We start from the raw sequence: 22,523 nt of genomic DNA on the forward strand, positions 1-22,523 counted from the left end.
CACCGCACACGAGGAAGTGGCGCACATGGCCTCCGCAGCATCCGCTCCCCCGACGCCGAACAACCTGAAGCGCATCGTCGCCGCCAGCCTCATCGGCACGACCATCGAGTGGTACGACTTCTTCCTCTACGGCTCCGCGGCCGCCCTGGTCTTCAACAAACTGTTCTTTCCAGACTCCGATCCGCTCGTCGGCACGCTGCTGTCCTTCCTGACGTACGCCGTCGGATTCGCCGCCCGGCCGCTCGGCGCCCTGGTGTTCGGGCACTACGGCGACCGGCTCGGCCGCAAGAAGCTGCTGGTGCTGAGCCTGCTGCTGATGGGCGGGGCGACGTTCGCGATCGGACTGCTGCCGACCCACGCGACCGTCGGCACGGCCGCTCCCGTGCTGCTGACCGTGTTGCGCCTGGTCCAGGGCTTCGCGCTCGGCGGCGAGTGGGGCGGAGCCGTCCTGCTCGTCTCCGAGCACGGGGACGCCCGGCGGCGCGGCTTCTGGGCCTCGTGGCCGCAGACCGGCGCACCGGCCGGACAACTCCTCGCCACGGGTGTCCTGTCGCTGCTCACCGCCCTGCTGTCGGACGCCGCGTTCGGCAGCTGGGGATGGCGGATCCCGTTCCTGCTCTCCGGCGTGCTCGTGATCGTCGGCCTGTGGATCCGGCTGTCGGTCGACGAATCCCCCGTGTTCAAGCAGGCGTTGGCGCAGGCCGAGGCCCGCAAGGCGGACCGGGACGGGGCGGCCGAGAAACTGCCGCTCGTCTCCGTGCTGCGGCACCACTGGCGTGACGTGCTGATCGCGATGGGCGCCCGCATGGCGGAGAACATCAGCTACTACGTCATCACCGCGTTCATCCTCGTCTACGCCACCACCTCGGCGGGCGTCTCCAAGCAGACCGCCCTCAACTCGGTGCTCATCGCCTCGGCCGTGCACTTCGCGGTGATCCCCGCCTGGGGCGCCCTGTCGGACCGCGTCGGCCGGCGTCCGGTGTACCTGCTCGGCGCGGTCGGCGTAGGGCTGTGGATGTTCCCGTTCTTCTGGCTCGTCGACACCGGCGGCTTCGGCAACCTGATCCTCGCGGTGACCGTCGGACTCATCATGCACGGCGCCATGTACGCGCCCCAGGCGGCCTTCTTCTCCGAGATGTTCGCGACCCGGATGCGGTACTCCGGTGCCTCCATCGGCGCCCAGTTCGCCTCCGTCGCGGCGGGCGCCCCGGCCCCGCTCATCGCCACGGCGCTCCTCGCCGACTACGGCAGTTCCACCCCGATCGCCCTGTACGTCATCGGCGCGGCCGTCCTGACGGTGGTGGCCGTCGGTGTCGCCCAGGAGACCCGCCACCGGGACCTGGCCGACGTCGAGCCGGAATCCGACCCGGAGCCGGCGGCCGCATCCGCCGCGGCGGACGCCCGGACCGTCTGACCCCGGCATCCCGGGCCTGACCGGCCCCCGCACGCCTCGCGTGCGGGGGTCAGTGCCGTGCCGGCGCCGACAACCGGTGCAGCCTCAGCGCGAGCTGGATCTCCAGGGCGCGGGCGGGACTCTGCCAGTCCTCGCCGAGCAGCCGGCCCACCCGCTCCAGTCGCTGGGCGACGGTGTTCACGTGGACGTGCAGCTCGTCCTTGGTGCGGGCGGGGCTCATTCCGCACGCGAAGTAGGCGTCCAGGGTGCGCAGGAGATCGGTGCCCCTTCGGTCGTCGTACGCGACCACCTGGCCGATGGTCCGCTCGACGAAGCCCCCGATGTCCCGGTCACCGGCCAGCAGAACCCCGAGGAAGCCGAAGTCCTCGGCGGCCGCACCGTCCCCCGAGCGGCCCAGCAGACGCAGCGCGTCGAGGCAGCGCCGGCCCTCCTCGTAGGCGGCGGCCACGGCGTCCAGGTGCACGGCGAGATCGCGGACCGGGGCGGAGGCGCCGACGGTCACCGCCTCGTGGACGGCTGTTCCGAGGTGTCCGGCGGTGCGGCGGGCCAGGTCGGTGGCCGTGTCCCCGTCCGCGAGGGGCAGCAGCAGGACGGTGCCGCCGTCGCGGGCGGCGGCCAGGCCGTGCCGGGTGGCGGCGAGGTGGGAGGCCGCGGACCACAGGCGTCTGCGGGCGGCCGCCTCCTGGTCGGCGTCCGCCGCGGGGGCGTCGAGACGGGCGGCCAGCACGACGTGGGTGGCGTCGAGGTCGGCCTCCAGCCGGGCGGCCCGTTCGCGCAGCAGACGCGGGTCGCGGTCCCGGGCGTCGAGCAGGTCGTCCAGCAGCTCGCCGCGCACCCGCTGTTCGGCCTCGGCGGCGGAACGCCTGGCCAGCAGGAGCAGCGAGGTGACCATCGCGGCGCGCTCCAGGGTGCGCTGGTCCACGGGGTCGAGCCCGGGATGGCCGCGCAGCACGAGTGCGCCGAGGAGTTCTCCGCCGGCGGCGACCGCGGCGATCCAGTCGTCCCGGTGCCGTACGGCGTGGCCTTCGGCCCGGGAGGCCTCCAGCGCCTCGGTGGGGGCGAGCTCGGTGAACTCCACAGTGCCGTCCAGGATCTCGGAGACGGCCGCGGCCACGTCGTGCACCCCGCCACCGCGCAGCACCAGTTCGGCGAGCCGGTCGTGGACGTCGGAGGCGCGCTCGATGACACCGCTGCGGTCCCGGATGATCTCGTTGGCGCGCTCCAGTTCGGTAAGCGCCGAGCGGGTCTCGGTGAGCAGGTTCGCGGTGTCGATGGCGGCCGCGGCCAGCGCGGCGAAGGACCCGAGGAGCGCGATCTGCTCGCGCTCGAAGACCCGGGCCCGCCGGTCCGCCGCGAACAGCACCCCGATGACGTGGTGCCCCAGGGTCAGCGGCACCCCGAGGATGGCGACCAGGCCCTCGTCCCGTACGCCCGAGTCGATGGAGAGGGTGTGCTGGAAGCGGTCGTCCTTGAAGTAGTCGTCGGTGACATAGGGGCGGGCGGTCTGGGCGACCAGTCCGCCGAGCCCCTCGCCCATCCCGAGCCGCAGCTGCTGGAAGCGGGCGGCGACGGAGCCCTCGGTGACCCGCATGTAGGTGTCGCCCCGCGCCGGGTCGTGCAGGCTGAGGTAGGCCACGTCCGTGCCGAGCAGGGACCGGGCGCGCTGCACGATGGCGCGCAGCACGGCATCCAGATCCCTGAGTCCGGCCAGGTCGTGGGCGGTCTCGAACAGGGCGGACAGCTCGGCCTCCCGTCGGCGCCTGCCCTCCAGCTCGGAGCGCACGCGCAGGGCGACCGCCTTGGCCTCCTCGAGCGCGGCGATCCGCTCGGGCGGCCTTCCCTCGGCGCGGGCGATCAGCACCGGCTGTTCGTAGGCGTCCGCGGACGCGCCCCTGGCCAGCAGTTCGAGGAAGGGTGCCTCGGCACTGCCGGTGGGGCGCTCGGCGGACCGCACGTGATCGCTGGACATGCCCACAGGATTGCTCATCGCACGCTCACCCCGTCAGACCTGTGGAAAACTCCGGTCCGGGTGCCCCGCCCGGTCCTCGGGTCCCGGGTGCGGCACGGTGCTCGCCGTTCAGTGCGCGGTCCAGCCGCCGTCGAGGACGAGCGAGGTGCCGGTGACGAAGGACGCCTGCGGGCCGCACAGGTAGGCCACGGCCTCGGCGACCTCCTCCGGTTCGATGAGCCGCTTGAGGGCGCTGTCCTGGAGCAGGACCTCCGAGACCACGCGCTCCTCCGGTATGCCGTGGGCCAGGGCCTGGTCGGTGATCTGCCGCTCGACCAGGGGGGTGCGCACATAGGCGGGGTTCACACAGTTCGAGGTCACTCCGTGGGGTGCGCCTTCGAGTGCCGCCGTCTTGGACAGACCCTCCAGTCCGTGTTTGGCGGCCACATAGGCCGCCTTGTAGGCCGAAGCGCGCAGTCCGTGCACCGAGGACACGTTGACGATTCGCCCCCAGCCCTGTCCGTACATGTGCGGCAGGGCGCCGCGGATCAGCCGGAACGGCGCCTCCAGCATCACGGTGAGGACCGTGTGGAAGACGTCGGGCGGGAAGTCCTCGATGGGGCGCACCAGTTGGAGGCCGGCGTTGTTGACGAGGACGTCGGTGCCGGCGGCGGCGTGCTCGGCGGCGTCCAGGTCGGTGAGGTCCAGGACACGGGGTTCGACGGTGCCCGCCAGCCCCGCGGACCGTTCGGCCAGTTCGTCCAGACCGGCCGCGTCCCGGTCGACCGCTCTCACCTTGGCCCCGGCCGCCGCGAGCCGCAGCGCACAGGCACGGCCGATACCGCCGGCGGCGCCGGTGACGAGGGCGGTGCGGCCGCCGAGGTCGAGTGTGGGGGCGTGGGGGGCCGGGAGGGCGCTGCTAGCCGTCATGGTCCGACCCTAGGCAGCACCCGACCCTCACCACATGTGGTCACACCCCATACTTCATTCGGAACTCATAGGGTCGAACCATGTGGGTGCGTCAGTGAGCGCCTGCTTGATCCGCTGCACCCCGAACTCGCTCAGTTCCGGCAGGGCGTCCACCGCGAACCACCCCACCTCCAGCGACTCGTCGTCGTTGACCCGCGCCTCGCCGCCGACGGCCCGGCAGCGGAACGAGATGTCCATGTACTGGCAGTTGTCGCCGTTCTCGTACGTCACGGGACGCAGCGCCTGGACGACGATCACCCGCTCGACGACGCAGTGCACGCCCGTCTCCTCCTCGACCTCCCGCACGGCACAGGCCGCGGGCTGCTCCCCCGGTTCCGGGATACCGCCGATCAGCGACCACTTGCGGGTGTCCGAGCGACGGTTGAGCAGCACTCTGTCCTGGTCGTCGAGGACGACGGCGCTGACGCCGGGGAGCCAGAGGAGGTCGTGCCCGATGGACTTCCGAAGGGTGCGAATGAAATCAGGGGTAGCCATGCGCCGACCCTAACCGCCGCCCAGGACACCCTGGTGATCTTCCGGACGGCGAGGGAGGAGCGTACGGTTACGCGTCCTCGGTCCGGCGCCCGCGCAGCCCCGAGCCGATCGCCCAGCCGAGCCCGCCCGCCGCGACCAGCACCAGGGCCATCTCGGGCAGGATCCCGAGCCGCGTGGCCGGGGTCTGCGTCGACCTCAGCGGGACCTTCTGCACCAGCGAGTCGGCCACGAACATGCCGGTCCTCTGGGTGATCCTTCCGTCCGGCATGATGATCGCGCTGACACCGCTGGTCACCGGCACGGTGACGGTCCGGCTGTGCTCCACGGCACGCACCCGGGACATCGCGAGCTGCTGGTAGGTCATCTCGCTGCGGTCGAAGGTCGCGTTGTTGCTCGGCACGGAGATCAGCTGCGCGCCGTCGGTGACCTCGGAGCGCACGGCCCAGTCGAACGCCGCCTCGTAGCAGGTGACCAGGCCGACCTTGGCGTTGGCCATCCGGAACACGCCCGGCTTGGTGCCGCGGCTGAAGTCCTGGCGGACCATGGAGGTCCAGTTCTTGTTGATGGCGCCGACGAGCCCGCGCAGCGGGAGGTACTCGCCGAACGGCTGGATCTGCCGCTTGTCGTAGGTGTCGGTGGGGCCCTTGACCGGGTCCCAGAGGATCTGCTCGTTGTAGAGCTTGCCGTCGCGCTCGACGACGCCGCCGACGGAGATCGGTGCGTCGATGGCCCTGGCCGCCTTCTCGATGACCGCGGCCGCGTCCGCGTCGGTGAAGGGGTCGACGTCGGAGGAGTTCTCCGGCCACAGCACGATGTCGGGCTTCGCGATCGTGCCGGCCTTCACCTCGGCGGCCAGCCGCTCGGTCTCCCGCGCGTGGTAGTCGAGCACGGCCCGGCGCTGGGCGTTGAACTCCAGCCCCGCGCGCGGCACGTTGCCCTGGATGGCCGCGACGGTGACGGTGCCGTCCTCGGCCTTGTCGCTCACCAGCGTCCGGGCCGCGAGCGCGCCGACCACCGGCACGGCCACGCTCAGCAGGGCCACGGCCGCGGCCGGACGCCGTACGGCACCGGTGCCCCGCCGCTCCACGACCAGACGCACGATCTCGTACAGGCCGAAACCGCACAGAACGACGGCGAAGCCCAGGACGGGCGTGCCGCCCACCGCGGCGAGGGGCAGGAAGACGCCGTCGGCCTGGCCGAACGCGATCTTCCCCCAGGGAAAGCCGTGGAACGGCGCACGCGCGCGTGCCGCCTCTCCGGCGATCCAGACGGCGGCGGCCCACACCGGTGCGCCGGGCAGCTTCGAGACGGCGGCGACGCCCACGCCGACCAGCGCGACGAAGATCGCCTCGATCGCCACCAGTGCGAGCCAGGGCCCGGGGCCGACCTCGACGCCGGTCCACACCAGCAGCGGCAGCAGGAAGCCCAGGCCGAAGAGATAGCCGAGACCGAAGGCCGCCTTCCAGCCACGGCCGCGCAGCACCCAGCCGAGGACGGCGAAGGCGGGCAGGGCCAGCCACCACAGGGTGCGGGGCGGGAAACTGACGTACAGCAGCACTCCGGAGAGCGCAGCGGCGGCGGCCGGGACGAGGCGGCGGAGTCGGGCGGCCCAGCGGGAGGCGGGCGCGGACTGCGGTTCCAGCCGGTCCGACTCGTCCACGGAAGTTGCGGTGACGGTCACCCCGGGAGTGTACGGCGGTTGACCTCGGCATCGACAGCGCGGTCCGCCTGGTGACCGGGGCCCCGGGCCAGGGATGTGAGCCGTGTCATGGCCGGGCAACCGCGCACAACTCGTCCACAAATCGACCATCAGCCGTTACGGTGTGCCGGAGTCCCTTTCGTACGGGCCGGTGGCAATCCGGGCGGCGGGGGCCGCAGGTCGGGGGACCGGGGTTTCGGGGGGCGGGGTGGGTACCACGGGAATGACGACTGTGGCCGGTTCCGACGAGGACGGCGACAGACGAAACGTTTCCGACGGGGTGGGCGTGCTGGTGCTCGGCGCCTGTGCCGCCTGGTCGCTGATCACCGCGGCCGCGCACGACGGCCGTCCGGAGGGCGTGCTGCTCGCCCTGCTGGCCGTCGCCGCGGGGTATGCCGCCGGCCGGATCTCGGGGGCCCTGCTGCCGGTCGCCGCCCCCTGCGCCGCCGCACTGACCGGACTGGGTCTGACGGTGGCACTCCCCCACCTCGCGCCCGGACCCGAGATCGTCGCTCCCCTCGGTCACGCGGGCGCCACCGCCGCCCTGCTGACCCTCGCCACCGGTGCCGCGTGCTGCGCCGCCTGGGCCACCGGATCGCCCGCTCTGCGAGTCCTCCTGGGGCTGCTCGCCGTCGGCATCGCGGTGGCCTCGGCCGCCCTGGGCTCGGTCTCCGGTCTGTTCACCTGCACCGCGGTGCTGCTGAGCTCGCTCGCGGCGGGGCGGATGCGTCACCGCGGTCCGGGTATCGCCGCTCTCGCCCTCACCGCGGCCGCGGTGACCGGCCTGATCTGGGCGATGGCCGGGAAGGCGGTGCCGGGCGGGCTCACCGAGTCACTGCGCGGCCGGCTCACCCCGCATCGCATCGAGCTGTGGCACGAGGCCCTGCACCTGGCCCGCGAGGACACCGCGCTCGGTGTGGGACCGGGCCGCTTCGGGGAGCTCAGCACGACGGCGGCCCGGTCGCTGCTGCCCGACGGCAAGCCGCACTCGGCTCCGCTGCAGATGGCGGCCGAGCAGGGGGTGATCGGGGCGCTGCTGCTGGCGGCGGCCTTCTGCTGGCTGCTGTACGCGCTGTGGCGCTCTCCCCGCAGCACACCGGTCGTCCTCAGCGCGGGCGCGGCCCTGACGGCGCTGGCGGCGATTGCCGCGGTCGGCAACGCCCTCAGCTTCACGACGGTGTCGGTGGGCGCAGGCCTCCTGGCAGGACTGGCGACGGCTCACCCGCTCAGCGACGAACCCGCCCCGAAGTGACCGGCCGTCCCGGTCTCAGCGTCGTGGCTCCTCGGCCCCCGGCCGCAGCCGGTCGCGGATGATGCGTACGGCGGCCTCCGCGTCGTCCACGGTGACCGTGAACGTGTGGCCGTCCCACAGTCGAAGGACCAGGCCCTCACCACGGCGTACGACGACGGCCGTGCCCTTCTCGGGGCGCCAGCGGTAGCCCCAGCCGCCCCATTGGCGCGGAGTGACGTGCGCGATGAACTCGGCGCCGGCGACATGGGCCAGCGGGATGCGGCGGCGCGGCACGCCGATGTGGCCGCAGCGCACCTCCAGGGACTCCATGTCGACCCTGAGGGCGACATGGACGAAGCCGAGCGTGAGGAAGAGGACCAGCAGTCCGGCGGCGATGCAGCCCACCACGGACATGACGAGCGGGGCGATGCCGGAGGACCACGCCGAGTCGACGGCGAGCTCGATGCCGAGCGCCACGATCGCGGCGCCGCCGAGCGCCAGCAGCCACTGGATCCGGTTGGAGGCGCGGCCGGTCCAGACATCGGTGTGCTGCGAGGTGTGCTCGCCGTGGGGGTGGTCCCTCATAGCTATGAGGTTACTCAGGTTTCGGCGCGCGGGTAGTTCGTCGCGGAGAGTGACTTCCGCGGGTGGGCTTTCCGGCCGTTCGCGACGATCAGCGGGCGGGAGTGGCCGTCCGCAGGAGCCGGCCCTCCGCGTAGGCCAGGGCGGGCGCGGGCAGGGCGACGCCCTCGCGTCCGCTCAGCAGCACCGTGAGGGTGCCGGTGGCCGTGGTCCCGGGCGCGGGCTGCTCGCCGAGGCGGCGCAGCGCCTGCGCGGCGACCGCGCCGGCCGAGCCGTGCAGGACGAGCGGGGGACGGCCGGGGCGCTGCACGGCGGCGCGGATGCGCTCGGCGACCAGTTCGTAGTGGGTGCAGCCCAGGACGACGGTCGTCACCTCGTCGGGGGTCAGGGCGGCGGCCGCGGCGACGGCGGCGTCGATGGCGGCCTCGTCGGCGTGCTCCACCGCCTCGGCGAGGCCGTGGCAGGGCACCTCGGTCGCCGGCACCCCGTCGGCGAACTCCTCGATGAGCCCGCGCTGGTAGGGGCTGCCGGTGGTGGCGGGGGTCGCCCAGATGGCGAAGGGGCCGCCGCCCGCCGCGGCGGGCTTGATCGCGGGCACGGTGCCGATGACCGGCAGGTCCGGCTCGAGCCGGGCGCGCAGGGCGGTCAGGGCGTGCACGGTGGCGGTGTTGCAGCCGATGATCAGAGCGTCGGGACCGTGCGCGGCGGCGGCCTCGGCGAGGCCCAGAGCGCGCCCGACGATGTCGTCCGGCGTCCGGGGACCCCAGGGCATGCCGTCGGGGTCGAGGGAGAGCACGAGATCGGCGTCGGGGCGCAGTCGCCGTACCGCGGCGGTGGCCGCCAGCAGACCGATTCCGGAGTCCAAGAGCGCGATCTTCACCCGGCCACGATAGACGATGAGCCCTTGGGCGCCCCTTCCGTGGGGCAGACTGCGCGCGTGAGCGCCATCGCGTGGACCGCCGCCGTATCCCTCGCCGCCTGGCTGTGGCTGCTGCTCTGCCAGGGCTTCTTCTGGCGCACGGACGTGAGACTCCCGCCGGAGCGGGATCCGCTGGCCTGGCCGGTGGTGGCTGTGGTGGTGCCGGCTCGCGACGAGGCCGAGGTGCTGCCCGCGAGCCTTCCCTCTCTGCTGACCCAGGACTACCCGGGGCGGGCGGAGGTCTTCCTCGTCGACGACGGCAGTACCGACGGCACCGGGAAGCTGGCACGCGACCTGGCGCGCCGGCACGACGGACTGCCGCTGACCGTGTCCTCGCCGGGCGAGCCGCCGGCGGGGTGGACGGGGAAGCTGTGGGCGGTCCACCACGGGATCGGCCTGGCACGCGCGCGTGGCCCCGAGTACCTGCTGCTGACGGATGCCGACATCGCCCACGAGCCGGACAGCCTGCGACGGCTGGTCGCGGCCGCGCACGCCGGGGGCTTCGACGTGGTCTCGCAGATGGCCCGGCTGCGGGTGGCGAGCCTGTGGGAGCGGCTCGTGGTGCCGGCGTTCGTGTATTTCTTCGCGCAGCTGTACCCGTTCCGCCGGATCGGGAGGAAGGGCGCGCGGACGGCGGCCGCGGCGGGCGGCTGTGTCCTGCTGCGCGCCGACACCGCCGAGCGGGCGCGGATCCCGGACGCCATCCGGCACGCCGTCATCGACGACGTGGCGCTCGCGCGGGCCGTCAAGGGCGGGGGCGGCCACATCTGGCTGGGCCTGGCCGAGCGGGTGGACAGCGTGCGTCCCTATCCCCGGCTGCACGACCTGTGGCGCATGGTGTCGCGCAGCGCCTACGCCCAGCTGCGCCACAACCCCCTGGTGCTGCTGGGAACGGTCGCCGGGCTCGTACTGGTCTACCTGGTGCCGCCGATCGCCGTCGCAACGGGACTGGCCACGGGAGGTACGGCGGCTTGGGTGCTCGGTGCCCTCGCGTGGCTGGTCATGACGGGGACGTACGTCCCGATGCTCCGCTACTACCGGCAGCCCCTGTGGCTCGCTCCCCTGCTGCCGTTCACCGCGTTCCTCTATCTCCTGATGACGGTCGACTCGGCGGTGCAGCACTACCGGGGGCGCGGCGCGGCCTGGAAGGGCCGCACCTACGCGCGCCCGGACGCCGTCGCCGGCGAGGAGGGGTGAGGACTCACTTGCGGCCCGGTGTCCAGTTCATGCCCCAACCGTAGACGTGGTCCACCGTCCGCTGCGGGCTCACGCCGCGCTCGGGCACCAGATAGCGGGCTTCTCTTTGGACGACCAGGTCGTCGCCGGTGTTGGTGATCAGCGCGAGCGCGCACACCGTCGAGGGCACGGTGCACTCGTCGAGGGAGAAGTCGATCGGGGCGCCGTGCTGCGGCTGGAGGGTGACCGTGGCGTGCAGGTCCGCGAAGGAACGCGCGCCCTCGTAGATGGTCACGAAGACGAGGATGCGCCGGAAGTCCCGCTTGTGGTCGAGGTTCACGGTGAGGTTCTCGCCGCTCGCGACGGCACCGGTGCGGTCGTCGCCGTCGAGGTGGATGTACGGCGGCTGGTGCAGGGCTCCATAGGCGTTGCCCAGCGCCTGTACGACCCCCTTGCGGCCGTCGGCGAGTTCGTACAGGGCGCACAGGTCGAGGTCGAGGTCGGCGTGCATGGCCATCGCCCGGCCGCGTTTGCCGCTCCAGCCCGAGAACTGTTTGCGTACCTGCCAGTTGAGGTTCACGCGCATCGAGCCCGAGGTGCCGCCCTGTTTGGCGAGGGAGACGGACGGGGCCGACTTGGTGAGCGTGACTTTGGTGAGGCGGACCGGTTGCGCGGCGGGTGCGGGCAGTGGGGCGGTGACCGGCGGGGGCATGGTCACCGGAGCCGCCACCGGCGGTGCGGCGGGCGCGGCCTGCTGGGGCTCGTCCACGGTGATGCCGAAGTCGGTTGCCAGACCTTCCAGTCCGCTGTCGTAGCCCTGACCGACGGCACGGAACTTCCAGGCGCCCTGACGGCGGTAGAACTCGCCGAGCACGAAAGCGGTTTCCACGCTCGCGCCCGTGCTGTCGAACCGCGCCACGACCGTGCCCTGGGCGGCATCCCTGACCTCGATGTACAGGTCCGGGACACGGGCGAAGGTCCCGCCGTCCGCGGAGGCGGCCAGTACGACGGTCTCCACCGACGGCTCCACGCGCGCGAGGTCGACGAGCAGGGTGTCGGTCACGCGGCCGCCCTCGGTTCGTTTGCCCTCGTGACGGACGGCTCCGGAGGAGTGCTGAGGCTGGTTGTAGAAGACGAAGTCGGCGTCGGAACGCACCTTTCCGCCGACCAGCAGCAGCGCCGAGGCATCCACGTCGGGAACCCCCGGCCCGGAACGCCGGCCCAATTCGACCCGCAGTGCCGTCGTGGGCACCGGAGCGTTCGATCCTTTCGGCATTGACATGTCCGCCCCCATCAGATGTCGGCAGGCCAGGACGCGCCCCGGCGGCCCTCGGAGTTCTACCCGCTCAACCTATTCCCCCGGGACAGCGAACTCCCATCCCGCGCACAGGAAGATCGCCGGTCAACCCTCGGTAACCCGCTCGGAACTCGGCCTTTACACGGCTGGGACCTTGATTGGCGTCCTTTTTTGCCGAGTTCGCTCGCATTGGGGGTCCCGCGTCACTGCCGACACGGAAAACAACCCTCTTATCGGTCTCCCCAACCAGCACATCGTGGGCTTAACTTATGTGCCATGACCTCCCCCCGCTCCACTTATGGCGGCGGCTACTACTCCGCCTCCTTCCCGGACACTCCGATCTACGACTCACTCGTGGCCGAGCGGGGCACCCCGCAGATCGCCCCGATCCGGGTCCCGGCCGCGTACGACATCCCGGCGAGCAACCTGCCGGCGCTGCCGTCCGCACTCCCCGCCCTTCCCGCGGGTCCCTCCCAGTCCTACGGCTACCCGCAGGCGCAGCAGCCCTCGCCGCTGCAGCAGGCGCCCGGGGCGTACATCCCGCAGCAGGCAGCCGCGCCCCGCGGTTACCCCGGGCCGCAGCAGCAGCCGCGTCCGGCTGGTCCCGGCATGGGCACGGGCTACGAGGCCATGCGGCCCGCGGCGCCCCGGCCCGCTCAGGCGGCTCCCTACCAGGACCCGTACAACAACCAGCAGTACCGCGGGTACTGATTCCCCTCCCGGGCTGTCACTGCCGCCTGGCACGATGGCCCCATGGGGAATGCTCAGCTGTCGTCGATTCACATCCATCCGGTCAAGGCGTTCCGGGCTCTGGAACTCCAAGAGGCCGACGTGGAGCCCTGGGGGCTGACCGGAGACCGGCGCTGGGCGCTGGTCGACGACGGGGGAAGGGTCGTCACCCAGCGACAGCAGCCGCGCCTCGCGCAGGCCGCCGCCGAGCTGATGCCCGGCGGCGGTGTCGTGCTGTCCGCGCCCGGCATGGATCCGCTGCCCGTGCCCGTCCCCGAACCGGCCGGGACCGTCACGCTGGATCTCTTCGGGGACAAGGTCGAAGGGGTGCCCGCCGCCGACGCGGCCGCGCACGCGTGGTGCAGCGAGTACCTCGGAGCCGGGACCCGGCTCGTCCACATGGACGACCCCGCCACCCGCCGCCCCGTCGAGCCCGAGTACGCGCTCCCGGGCGAGACCGTCACCTTCGCCGACGGATATCCGCTGCTGCTCGTCTCCGAGGCGTCCCTCGACGCCCTCAACTCCCTCATCTCCGAAGGCCGGCACGCGGCCGAGGGCCCCCTGCCCATGAACCGTTTCCGGCCGAACGTGGTCGTGCGCGCCACCGAGGCCTGGGCCGAGGACGACTGGTCGCTGATCGCGATCGGGGACGTCACCTTCCGGGTGGCCAAGATGTGCGGGCGGTGCGTGGTCACCACCACCGACCAGGCGGCCGCCGTCCGTGGCAAGGAGCCGCTGCACACCCTGGGCCGGCACCGGCGCTTCGGCGGCAAGCTCGTGTTCGGACAGAATCTGGTGCCCCGGTCCCGCGGCACGATCCGTGTGGGTGACCCCGTCAGGATTCTCGAGTAGGCGGCCAGGGGCGGCGCGGGGGCGACGGCGGACAAGGTTCCGTCAAAGATCCATCCGGTTCCCGCCGGCGGGAACCCGGCCCGGGGGCCCGCGCGTTGGGGCCTTCATGAGGAGTTCATGAGAGGCCCCGGCCGCAGGTGATTTCGCTCTCTCTTCGGCCGGCCTTGCGGGTGAACGACTCCGCGGGGGGTTATCACGGAGCGGGAAGGGGGTGCGGACGGTGCGAGCGATCAGCGGACTGTGGCGTTGGCGGCGCAACCCGCTGCGCCGGGGAACCGACCTGGCCGAGGCCTGGGTGGGGCTGCTGGCCCTGCTTCTGATCCTGGTCGTCGGTCCGGTGCTCGGCGTGTTCACGGGGCACGCGGCCCAGGACGCGCTGCAGCGGGCGGTCCGCGAACAGCACGACGCCCGGCGGCTGGTGACGGCGACCGTGATCCGCAAGCTGGACCGCTCGCCGCTGGACGCCGACCCCGAGGCCGCCTCGGGGCGGGAAGTGCGCAGCAGAGTGGTGGCCGACTGGACCGCACCGGACGGCACCACCCACCACGGCACGGTCATGGCCGGTCTCCAGAGCCCGCACCGCGGCGACCACTTCAGTCTGTGGACGGATCTCCACGGACGCATAGCGGCCCGGCCGCTCGACTCCGCCACCGCCACCACCCATGCCGTCCTCGCGGGCACAGGTGCGGCCCTGCTGACCGCGGGCCTGATCGAGGCCGGCAGACGGCTCGCCGTGTGGCGCATGGTCCGTCTCCGGTACGCCCGTTGGGACCAGGCCTGGGACCGCGCGGGCCCGGACTGGGGCCGGACCGGCACCGGCAGCTGACGGCCTTACGGCTCTGGTCAACCCACCACCCGCGCGCACGCTACGGTGGACCGGCCGAGGTTCCTCGGCAGCACAAACCCGCGTACTACGAGGTGGGGGCACAGCAACGCCATGGCACAGGGCACGGTCCAGGTGACGCACACCGGTACATCGCGGTGGCGGCGCCGCACAGGTGAGTACGCGTCGCTCGCCGCTGCTCTGGAGGCCGCGGCCGACGGCGACGTCCTCACGGTCGCGCCCGGCACCTACCGGGAGAACCTCGTCGTGCAGCGGGCGGTGACCCTGCGGGGCCCCGAGGGGTCGCCCGGTTCCGTGCGGATCGCGCCCGTGGACGGGGTGCCGCTGACCGTGCGCGCCTCTGCCGTGGTGCAGGACCTCCACGTGGAGGGTCAGGACGCGGCCGCGCCCGCCCTGCTCGTCGAGGAGGGCACCCCGGAGCTCGCCGACATCCGGATCATCACCCGGTCCGCGGCCGGTATCGAGGTGCGCGGCGGCGCGCGCCCGACCGTGCGGCGCTGCACCGTCGACAACCCGGCCGGCGTCGGCATCGCCGTGCTGGACGGCGCGGGCGGGGTGTTCGAGGAGTGCGAGATCGTGGCGGCCGGTCAGTCCGGCGTCTCGGTGCGCGGCGGGGCCCACCCCCGTCTGGAGCGCTGCCGGGTCCACCACACCTCGGGCTCGGGACTGGCCGCGACCGGCGAGAACTCCGCGCTGGAGGCCGTGGGTTGCGAGGTCTACGAGGTCCGCGGCAGCGGCGTCCAGATCACCGGTCGGGCCACCGCGCATCTCACCGACTGCGATGTGCACCGCACCACCGGCGACGGCGTCACGCTCGACACCGACGCCGTGCTGACCCTGGCCGACTGCCGTATCCACGACATCCCGGAGAACGCGGTCGACCTGCGTTCCCGCTCGGTGCTGACCCTGACCCGCACGACGGTCCGTCAGTTCGGGCGCAACGGTCTGTCGGTGTGGGATCCGGGCACGCGCGTGGACGCCAACCAGTGCGAGATCTTCGACAGCACCGGTGACTACCCGGCCGTCTGGGTCAGCGACGGCGCCACCGCCGTACTGGACTCCTGCCGGGTGCACGACGTGCCGGACGCCCTGTTCGTCCTGGACCGCGGCTCCCGCGCGGACGTCGTCGACAGCGACATCTCGCAGGTGCGCAACACGGCCGTCTCGGTGAGCGACGGCGCCACGGCCCAGCTCGACGACTGCCGGATCCGGGACGCGGCGACCGGCGCCTGGTTCCGCGACCACGGCAGTGGCGGCACCCTCAACAACTGCACCGTGGACGGCACGCAGACCGGCGTGATCGTCACCAAGGGCGCCGACCCGACGATCGAGCGCTGCACCGTCGACTCCCCCGCGGAGGCCGGTTTCTATGTGTCGGCCGGCGGCCGCGGCAGCTTCCTGAACTGCCGGGTGACGGGCAGCGGAGGCTACGGCTTCCATGTCATAGACGGCAGCCGTTCGACGCTGCGCAAGTGCCGCACCGAGCGGTGCGCGCGCGGGGGCTACGAGTTCGCGGACGCCCCGGACGCGGCGACCGGAGCGGGTCCCGTGGTCGAGGACTGCACGAGCGACGAGAGCGGCGGCCCGACCCCGCCCGCGGTCCGGGAGACGGTCGTGCAGACCGAGTCCCGCTCCCCCGGGCTGCTCGGGGCGATCCCGGAGCAGCGGATCACCGAACAGGAGCCGCTGGTCGCGCCGGCCGAACCGGAGAAGCCGTCGCGCACCTCGAAGGCCGTCCTCGGCGAACTCGACGCCCTGGTGGGTCTGGACAGCGTCAAGCGCGAGGTACGGGCGCTCACCGACATGATCGAGGTCGGCCGGCGCCGCCAGCAGGCCGGCCTCAAGGCGGCGTCGGTCAAGCGCCACCTGGTCTTCACCGGCTCCCCCGGCACCGGCAAGACGACGGTCGCCCGGCTCTACGGCGAGATCCTCGCCTCCCTCGGTGTGCTGGAGAAGGGACACCTCGTCGAGGTGTCCCGCGTCGACCTGGTCGGCGAGCACATCGGTTCCACCGCGATCCGCACCCAGGAGGCCTTCGACAGGGCGCGCGGCGGAGTGCTGTTCATCGACGAGGCGTACGCGCTGTCGCCCGAGGACTCCGGCCGGGACTTCGGCAAGGAGGCCATCGACACGCTGGTGAAGCTGATGGAGGACCACCGGGACGCGGTCGTGGTGATCGTCGCGGGCTACACCGCCGAGATGGAGCGGTTCCTGTCGGTCAACCCGGGTGTGGCCTCCCGTTTCTCACGGACCATCACCTTCAGCGACTACAACCCCGAGGAACTCCTCAGCATCGTGGAACAGCAGGCCGAGGAGCACGAGTACCGGCTGGCGCCCGGCGCCGCGGAGGCCCTGCTGAAGTACTTCACCGTGCTGCCCAAGGGCCCCGCCTTCGGCAACGGCCGTACCGCGCGCCAGACCTTCGAGGCGATGGTGGAGCGGCACGCGAGCCGGGTCGCCCAGGTGGACGACCCGACCAAGGACGATCTGACCCTGCTCTACGCCGAGGACCTGCCCGAGTCGTCCTGAGACCGCGGGCCGGGCACATCGGGCTGAAGGCGGCCCAGCAGTCGCGCCCGCTCCTCGGCGAACACCGGGTCGGCCTGGTAGTCGGAGTGGCCGAGGATCGGCGCGGGCAGCGGGTGCTGGGCGGTACGGCCGTAGGCGAGCGGGTCCATGAGGGGCTCCCGGTCCACCTCGGGGCCGCAGTCGCCGGGCAGCCGGACCGGGCCGCCGATGGGATCGGTGAGCCGGTAGAGGTTGCGCCAGCAGTCCACGTCGTGGTGGAGCGCGGTGAGCGCGGCCGGACCGAAGTGGGCCGGGAACCAGCGGCCGTAGAGACGCTCCAGCGGGGAGCCGTAGGTCAGCAGAGCGACCCGCCCCCGGACCGAAGGCTCCAGCTGCCAGGCCGCGGCGGCCGCGAGCACACTGCCCTGGGAGTGTCCTGAGATCACCAGCCGGCCGCGCGTGGCACGGATCCAGGTCGCGATCCGCCAGGTCAGGTCCGGTACCGCGCGCTCGGCGTAGCAGGGCGGGGCGAAGGGGTGGGCGGCACGCGGCCAGAAGGTGCCCACGTCCCAGAGGATGCCGATGGTCCGGCGCGCGGACGGGTCCTTGTAGGCGCGGCGGCCCCAGGTGACGAACAGGATGAAGCCGAGGCCGATCAGCCAGGAGCCGAGTGCCTGCGCGGTGTCGGCGGCGCTCTGGACGACGGCGTACGCCCCCTCCGCGGCCCTGGCCGGTGTCTTGTGCGAGGTCAGGGCGCCGACGAGGGCTCCGGCGCCGAGCAGGAGGGTGCTGGCCGACGTCACCCCGAGCAGGCGCGGCCCCCGGTCGGTCAGCGCCGCCATCGCGCGGGTGCGGGCGATGCGGCGGGTGCGGGTCGCGTCCTTGGGCTCCGCGGGGTACTCGCTCTCGACCGACCCCAGTTGGGCCCGGCCCGCCCGCCAGGTGCGCCGGCCGAGCCAGGCGCAGTGCCCCAGCAGCACGAGAAGGACCAGCGGGATCACCGACGCCTGCCAGGTCAGCAGGACGGGCGGCCCGGGGATGCTCGCGCCGGTGCCGTCCAGCCAGTCCGCCACGCGCTGCGAGACGCCACCGGACATCACCCCGCCCAGGGCGCAGGCCAGCGTGGCCACGGCGGGTCCGGCCAGGCCCCGCATCGCCGCGCGCGGGTCGGGATGCGTGCGGTACAGCAGGTGGGCGGCCACGGCCAGGGCGACGACCAGCAGTCCCTGCGCGAAGGCGATGCCGCCGAAGGTGGCGTCCCCCGCGAGGCGGCCCTGCGACTGCCAGCCCGGCCGCTCCCACCCGGCGTACACCGCGGCCAGGGCCAGCAGGACGAGCGAGGTGAGCGGCAGGCGTCGTACGAGATGCTCGTCGAGCTGCCGGTCGAGCCGCCGCTCGCTGCGGCCCCGGCGGCACACCACCCAGACGACGGCCGCCCCGGCGGCGACGAGACCGGCCTCCAGGAGCCGGCCGAGGGTGTCGAGGAGGGCGGGGCCGCCCGGCTCGTGGTCGAAGCGGGCGGCCGTCGAGCTGACCGCCGCGGCGATCGTCAGCAGGCCCGCGGCGGTGTGCGCGGCCCGCAGCCGGGCGACCAGGCGGCGGCCGTACCAGAAGCCGGGCCGGCCGAGCGCGGTGCGCGTGTCGTCCTCCTCCGGCCCGGTGTCACGGGCCATGGGCTGCTGCGACTCGTAGGCCCTCCAGGTGCGGTGGGACAGGTACCAGAGCAGTCCGGTCAGTGCGGCCGGGACCAGGGCCGCGAGCGCCAGCCGGCGGCCCGGCCCGCTCCACCAGCCGCCGTTCGAGACGTCCGGCGACAGGAAGCCGAGCCAGGAGTGCGACTCGGCGCACGCGCGCGTGCCCGCGCACTGCCAGGCCACGAGATCCAGGGCGACCTCGCAGGCCGCGGCGACCAGCAGCACGGTCAGGGTCAGGCCCGCGAGCCGGACCAGGAGGCCGTAGAAGCGCACGGTCCGTACGCGGTCGCGTGCGGTGGGGCGCATCCAGTGGGCGAGGTTGACCACCATGAACGGCAGCAACAGCAGCCACAGGGCGCGGGTGCCGTTGCCGGAGGTGAGATTGCACCAGACGTACGCCTCGGGCACCGGGCCGGGCCGGCCCTCGCGCGGTCTGTCCTCGGCGTCGACGTCGTCGGCGCGCCGGAAGACGGCCGCGACGTCGTCGCCGGTGATCCGCACCGTGCGCGGATCGTCGAGCATCTTCTCCGGCGTGGTGCCCCCCACTCCGTGGACCAGGAGTTCCAGGGCGGTACCGGATTCTTCGGGCCGGGCGGCCGAGCCGTCCGCGCCCATGGTCATGACATCTTCCACTGTCGTCGCACTTCCCCCGTGACGCGCCGTCGGCATCTGTCCGTGCGGGCACAAGGATCTCCGCTCGGCGTTTCGCGCACACCACTCGGCACAGAATCTCCCCGATCCGGGTGACGCCGAACCCCGGGCGTCACCCCGGTGACATCGGCGTGACGGGGCGGTCGGTGGCGCTCCCCGTGGGGGCCCGTGCGAGTATGGGACGTCCCGCGCACCAGGGACGGGCAAAATGTGCTTGTGGGAGAGGGTGCGCAGGGCGTGTCGGACGGCCTCAGGCGAAAGGACCGGAGCGTACGTGAGTGAGAATCAGAACCTCCTCGCGGAGCAGCGGCGCTCCCTGATCCTGGACGAGGTCCGGCGCCGAGGCGGGGTGCGTGTCAACGAGCTGACCCGCAAGCTCGGCGTGTCGGACATGACCGTACGGCGCGATCTGGACGCGCTGGCCCGCCAGGGTGTGCTGGAGAAGGTGCACGGCGGCGCGGTCCCGGTGGTCGAGGCGAGCACCCACGAGCCGGGCTTCGAGGCGAAGTCGGGTCTGGAGCTGACCGCCAAGGAGGACATCGCGCGGTCCGCGGCGGAGCTGGTCGCCCCGGGCACGGCGATCGCGCTGTCGGGCGGTACGACGACGTACGCGCTGGCCCATCATCTGCTCGACGTGCCGGATCTGACCGTCGTGACCAACTCGGTGCGGGTGGCCGACGTGTTCCACGCGGCGCAGCGCACCACGGGTCCGCGTCAGGGTGCGGCGACCGTCGTGCTGACCGGTGGGGTGCGCACTCCGTCCGACTCGCTGGTGGGGCCGGTGGCCGACCAGGCGATCGGCGCGCTCCACTTCGATGTGCTCTTCCTCGGTGTGCACGGCATATCGGTCGAGGCCGGGCTGTCGACGCCGAACCTCGCGGAGGCCGAGACCAACCGGCGTCTCGTGCAGTCGGCGCGGCGGGTGGTGGTGGTCGCCGACCACACCAAGTGGGGCACGGTGGGCCTGAGTTCGTTCGCCTCGCTGGAGCAGGTCGACACGCTGGTGACGGACGCGGGGCTGCCGGCATCGGCGCGCGCGGAGGTCTCGGAGCATCTGCGGAGGCTGGTCGTGGCGGGCGAGTCCGTTGACGATACAGACAGCTGACTGATCGTCAGCTAGGGTGGCACTTCCCGTTCGACACCTGGGGGGTGTGTCCATGGCTCACCAACTGCGTGAGGTGGGGCTCGACTTCATCGCGAGAGCGCCCGTACGGATGGTGTTCGAGCAGGAGATGTCCGCTCCGCCGGAGGCCGTCTACCGGGCGCTCGCCGAGGACGTGCCGGGCTGGGAGGAGTGGTTCTCCGCGGTGACGCTGGCGCGCCCGACCGGGGACGGTTCGACCCGGGAGATCCACCTCAAGGGCGGCGGACGCTTCCAGGAGACGATCCTCGCGGCCAAGGACCCCGAGGTGTACGCCTACCGGGTCGACGTGGCCAACGCGCCCGGCGCCCGCGCCATCGTCGAGGAGTGGCGCCTGACCCCCTCCGGGGCGGGCACCCACGTGCGCTGGACGTTCGCCGTCGACGGCACGGCGGCGTTCCGCGCGGTCGCGAGGCTCGGCCGCGCCGGTCTGGGACGGGCCTTCCGCGACGCGGTCCGGACCCTGGACCGACGACTCACTGCTTAGCCGCGTGGCGGGGGGGGGCTAGTACCGGAGGCGGGGCGCCGTGGGCCGCCTGTCGGGGCACCTAGTCGGGGATCGCGACTGAGGAGCCGGGCGGGGGCGCAACCGGAGAAGCCGGCCCAGGCGAGACCGGGGAAGCCAGCCGCGGGCGCAACCGGGGAAACCGGCACGGGGCGAGACCGGGATGCCGGCCGGAGCGCGGTGGGAAACGTCTCGGCGAGAGCTGCAGGGAGACCGCCGGTCGGCGACTCATGGCGCAGGACCTCGGTCGCGGAGGCACCCGAAGGGCCCCGGCCCGCGACTCCCCCGGCGCGGGCCAAGGCCGACGGCTCGCCGCACTCCTGACCGGCGGCTCACCGCTGAGGACCGCGACCCGCACCCGGGACCCATGACGCCCGACCGCAACCCGTCGGCACAGAACCACGGTCCGCGACCCCGCAGAACACCCCGAACACCGGTTCACCACGGAGCCACCTGGCGCTCCCTGGTCGCCCCTCACCCCTCGCCCGCGTGAGCGGTCAGTCGGGCCAGATGCCCGTTTCGAGCAGGGAGGTGATCGCTGTGGTGTAGGGCTCGATGTCCAGGTTCTGGTCGGCCAGCCAGGTGTCGGAGTAGTACTTGTCCAGGTACCGGTCGCCGGGGTCGCAGAGGAGGGTGACGACACTGCCCTGACGCCCCTCGGCCACCATCTCTGCGATGATCTTCAGCGCGCTCCACAGCCCGGTGCCGGTCGAGCCGCCCGCACGGCGGCCGATGGCCCGCTCCAGGGCGCGTACGGCGGCGACGCTGGCCGCGTCCGGGACCTTCATCATGCGGTCGATCGCCCCGGGCACGAAGCTCGGCTCCATGCGCGGCCGGCCGATGCCCTCGATGCGCGAGCCGCAGTCGCACGTGACGTCCGGATCGCCGGTGGTCCAGCCCTCGAAGAAACAGGAGTTCTCCGGATCGGCCACACAGATGCGGGTGTCGTGCTGCATGTAGTGCACGTACCGGGCGATGGTCGCCGAGGTGCCGCCGGTCCCGGCCGTGGCGACGATCCACGCGGGCTCCGGAAAACGCTCCAACTCCAGTTGGCGGAAGATGGATTCGGCGATGTTGTTGTTGCCGCGCCAGTCCGTGGCCCGTTCCGCGTAGGTGAACTGGTCCATGTAGTGGCCGCCCGTCTCCATCGCGAGGCGGGCGGACTCCTCGTACATGGTGCGCGGGTCGTCCACGAAGTGGCACCGGCCACCGTGGAACTCGATCAGGCGGATCTTCTCGGCGCTCGTCGTGCGGGGCATGACCGCGATGAACGGGACGCCGATCAGCTTCGCGAAGTACGCCTCGGACACCGCCGTGGAGCCGCTGGACGCCTCGATCACCGGGCGGTCCGGCCGGATCCAGCCATTGCACAGGCCATAGAGGAAGAGCGAACGGGCGAGCCGGTGCTTGAGGCTGCCGGTGGGGTGGGTCGACTCGTCCTTGAGGTACAGGTCGATGCCCCAGCTCTCGGGGAGCGGGAAGCGCAGGAGGTGCGTGTCGGCCGACCGATTGGCGTCGGCCTGGACCTTGCGGACGGCTTCTTTCAGCCAGCCGCGGTAGGTGGTGTCGCTGCGGTCGACGTCGAGGGTATCGCCGGTCCGGGTCTGCTGAGGGGTGCTCACGGCGGGGCTCCTAACACTTCGCGCCGACGGCACGTCGCACGGCCGACGTACCGATCATAGACACCTTCCGCACGCTTCTCACCTGCATAAACACACCTTTGAGGGCCTCAAAGGCACCCCTGGGGTCGCCACGGAACGCGGCGGCGGGGGCGCATTCGCACGAGTGCTCCGGTCGCTTCCGGTGAGATGTCGTGCGTACTGGTGCTGGACGCCCGTGGCGGGCAGACTGCACCGGGCGGGACGGAGT

18 protein-coding genes are annotated in these 22,523 nt (G+C 72.6%); 9 read left to right on the plus strand and 9 right to left on the minus strand.

Going from position 1 to position 22,523, the window contains the following annotated elements; all coding sequences use genetic code 11:
• The first annotated feature begins 25 nt into the window (after positions 1-25).
• Positions 26-1,414, plus strand: coding sequence for an MFS transporter (locus IOD14_RS26545; RefSeq protein WP_212671730.1), 1,389 nt, complete (start codon positions 26-28; stop codon positions 1,412-1,414).
• Between the two features lie 49 nt (positions 1,415-1,463).
• Here the strand turns inward: IOD14_RS26545 and IOD14_RS26550 are convergent, their stop codons facing one another.
• From IOD14_RS26550 to lnt, 4 genes are all read right to left on the minus strand, one after another.
• Positions 1,464-3,383, minus strand: a complete 1,920-nt coding sequence (locus IOD14_RS26550; RefSeq protein WP_212671731.1) for a GAF domain-containing protein — start codon at positions 3,381-3,383, stop codon at positions 1,464-1,466.
• A gap of 108 nt (positions 3,384-3,491) precedes the next feature.
• On the minus strand, positions 3,492-4,292 hold the full coding sequence (locus IOD14_RS26555; protein ID WP_123987326.1) for a 3-hydroxybutyrate dehydrogenase: 801 nt from the start codon (positions 4,290-4,292) through the stop codon (positions 3,492-3,494).
• A gap of 54 nt (positions 4,293-4,346) precedes the next feature.
• Entirely contained in the window at positions 4,347-4,826 is a 480-nt protein-coding gene (locus tag IOD14_RS26560; protein ID WP_123987327.1) for an NUDIX domain-containing protein, read from the minus strand.
• A 67-nt stretch (positions 4,827-4,893) separates the two neighbouring features.
• The gene (gene lnt, locus IOD14_RS26565) at positions 4,894-6,507 is read right to left on the minus strand and encodes an apolipoprotein N-acyltransferase (protein ID WP_212671732.1); all 1,614 of its coding nucleotides are present in this window, start codon (positions 6,505-6,507) and stop codon (positions 4,894-4,896) included.
• Positions 6,508-6,748: 241 nt separating this feature from the next.
• Here lnt and IOD14_RS26570 point away from each other — a divergent pair, with 241 nt between their 5' ends.
• Positions 6,749-7,777 carry an O-antigen ligase family protein gene (locus tag IOD14_RS26570; protein ID WP_123987329.1) on the plus strand — a complete coding sequence of 343 codons (1,029 nt, stop codon included), beginning with the start codon at positions 6,749-6,751 and terminating at the stop codon, positions 7,775-7,777.
• A gap of 15 nt (positions 7,778-7,792) precedes the next feature.
• On the opposite strand, the gene IOD14_RS26575 is transcribed toward IOD14_RS26570, so the two are convergent.
• Positions 7,793-8,341: a hypothetical protein gene (locus IOD14_RS26575; RefSeq protein WP_123987330.1), complete on the minus strand. Its 549-nt coding sequence runs from the start codon at positions 8,339-8,341 to the stop codon at positions 7,793-7,795.
• An 88-nt stretch (positions 8,342-8,429) separates the two neighbouring features.
• Positions 8,430-9,218 (minus strand): aspartate/glutamate racemase family protein, encoded by a 789-nt coding sequence (locus IOD14_RS26580; RefSeq protein ID WP_123987331.1) that lies wholly within the window; start codon positions 9,216-9,218, stop codon positions 8,430-8,432.
• Between the two features lie 57 nt (positions 9,219-9,275).
• Here IOD14_RS26580 and IOD14_RS26585 point away from each other — a divergent pair, with 57 nt between their 5' ends.
• Positions 9,276-10,454 carry a glycosyltransferase gene (locus IOD14_RS26585; protein ID WP_249126071.1) on the plus strand — a complete coding sequence of 393 codons (1,179 nt, stop codon included), beginning with the start codon at positions 9,276-9,278 and terminating at the stop codon, positions 10,452-10,454.
• A 4-nt stretch (positions 10,455-10,458) separates the two neighbouring features.
• On the opposite strand, the gene IOD14_RS26590 is transcribed toward IOD14_RS26585, so the two are convergent.
• A complete protein-coding gene (locus tag IOD14_RS26590) occupies positions 10,459-11,709 on the minus strand; it encodes a TerD family protein (RefSeq protein ID WP_212673403.1) in 1,251 nt (416 codons plus the stop codon).
• Between the two features lie 297 nt (positions 11,710-12,006).
• Between IOD14_RS26590 and IOD14_RS26595 the strand changes: the two genes are divergently transcribed.
• From IOD14_RS26595 to IOD14_RS26610, 4 genes are all read left to right on the plus strand, one after another.
• Positions 12,007-12,441, plus strand: coding sequence for a DUF6643 family protein (locus IOD14_RS26595; protein ID WP_123987333.1), 435 nt, complete (start codon positions 12,007-12,009; stop codon positions 12,439-12,441).
• Positions 12,442-12,483: 42 nt separating this feature from the next.
• Positions 12,484-13,311 (plus strand): MOSC N-terminal beta barrel domain-containing protein, encoded by an 828-nt coding sequence (locus tag IOD14_RS26600; protein WP_212671734.1) that lies wholly within the window; start codon positions 12,484-12,486, stop codon positions 13,309-13,311.
• Positions 13,312-13,531: 220 nt separating this feature from the next.
• On the plus strand, positions 13,532-14,137 hold the full coding sequence (locus tag IOD14_RS26605) for a hypothetical protein (protein WP_123987335.1): 606 nt from the start codon (positions 13,532-13,534) through the stop codon (positions 14,135-14,137).
• A gap of 111 nt (positions 14,138-14,248) precedes the next feature.
• A complete protein-coding gene (locus IOD14_RS26610; protein WP_212671735.1) occupies positions 14,249-16,684 on the plus strand; it encodes a right-handed parallel beta-helix repeat-containing protein in 2,436 nt (811 codons plus the stop codon).
• Here IOD14_RS26610 and IOD14_RS26615 read toward each other — a convergent pair.
• Complete coding sequence (locus tag IOD14_RS26615) at positions 16,654-18,978, minus strand: hypothetical protein (RefSeq protein ID WP_212671736.1); 2,325 nt, start codon at positions 18,976-18,978, stop codon at positions 16,654-16,656. The genes IOD14_RS26610 and IOD14_RS26615 overlap by 31 nt on opposite strands.
• Positions 18,979-19,282: 304 nt before the next feature.
• Between IOD14_RS26615 and IOD14_RS26620 the strand changes: the two genes are divergently transcribed.
• The gene (locus IOD14_RS26620; RefSeq protein ID WP_123987338.1) at positions 19,283-20,113 is read left to right on the plus strand and encodes a DeoR/GlpR family DNA-binding transcription regulator; all 831 of its coding nucleotides are present in this window, start codon (positions 19,283-19,285) and stop codon (positions 20,111-20,113) included.
• A 52-nt stretch (positions 20,114-20,165) separates the two neighbouring features.
• A complete protein-coding gene (locus IOD14_RS26625) occupies positions 20,166-20,636 on the plus strand; it encodes an SRPBCC family protein (RefSeq protein WP_123987339.1) in 471 nt (156 codons plus the stop codon).
• Between the two features lie 515 nt (positions 20,637-21,151).
• Here the strand turns inward: IOD14_RS26625 and IOD14_RS26630 are convergent.
• Positions 21,152-22,276 carry a PLP-dependent cysteine synthase family protein gene (locus IOD14_RS26630; protein ID WP_123987340.1) on the minus strand — a complete coding sequence of 375 codons (1,125 nt, stop codon included), beginning with the start codon at positions 22,274-22,276 and terminating at the stop codon, positions 21,152-21,154.
• Positions 22,277-22,523: the final 247 nt, after the last annotated feature.

Origin of the sequence: Streptomyces sp. A2-16, assembly GCF_018128905.1 — a bacterium.
Taxonomy (GTDB): Bacteria; Actinomycetota; Actinomycetes; order Streptomycetales; family Streptomycetaceae; genus Streptomyces.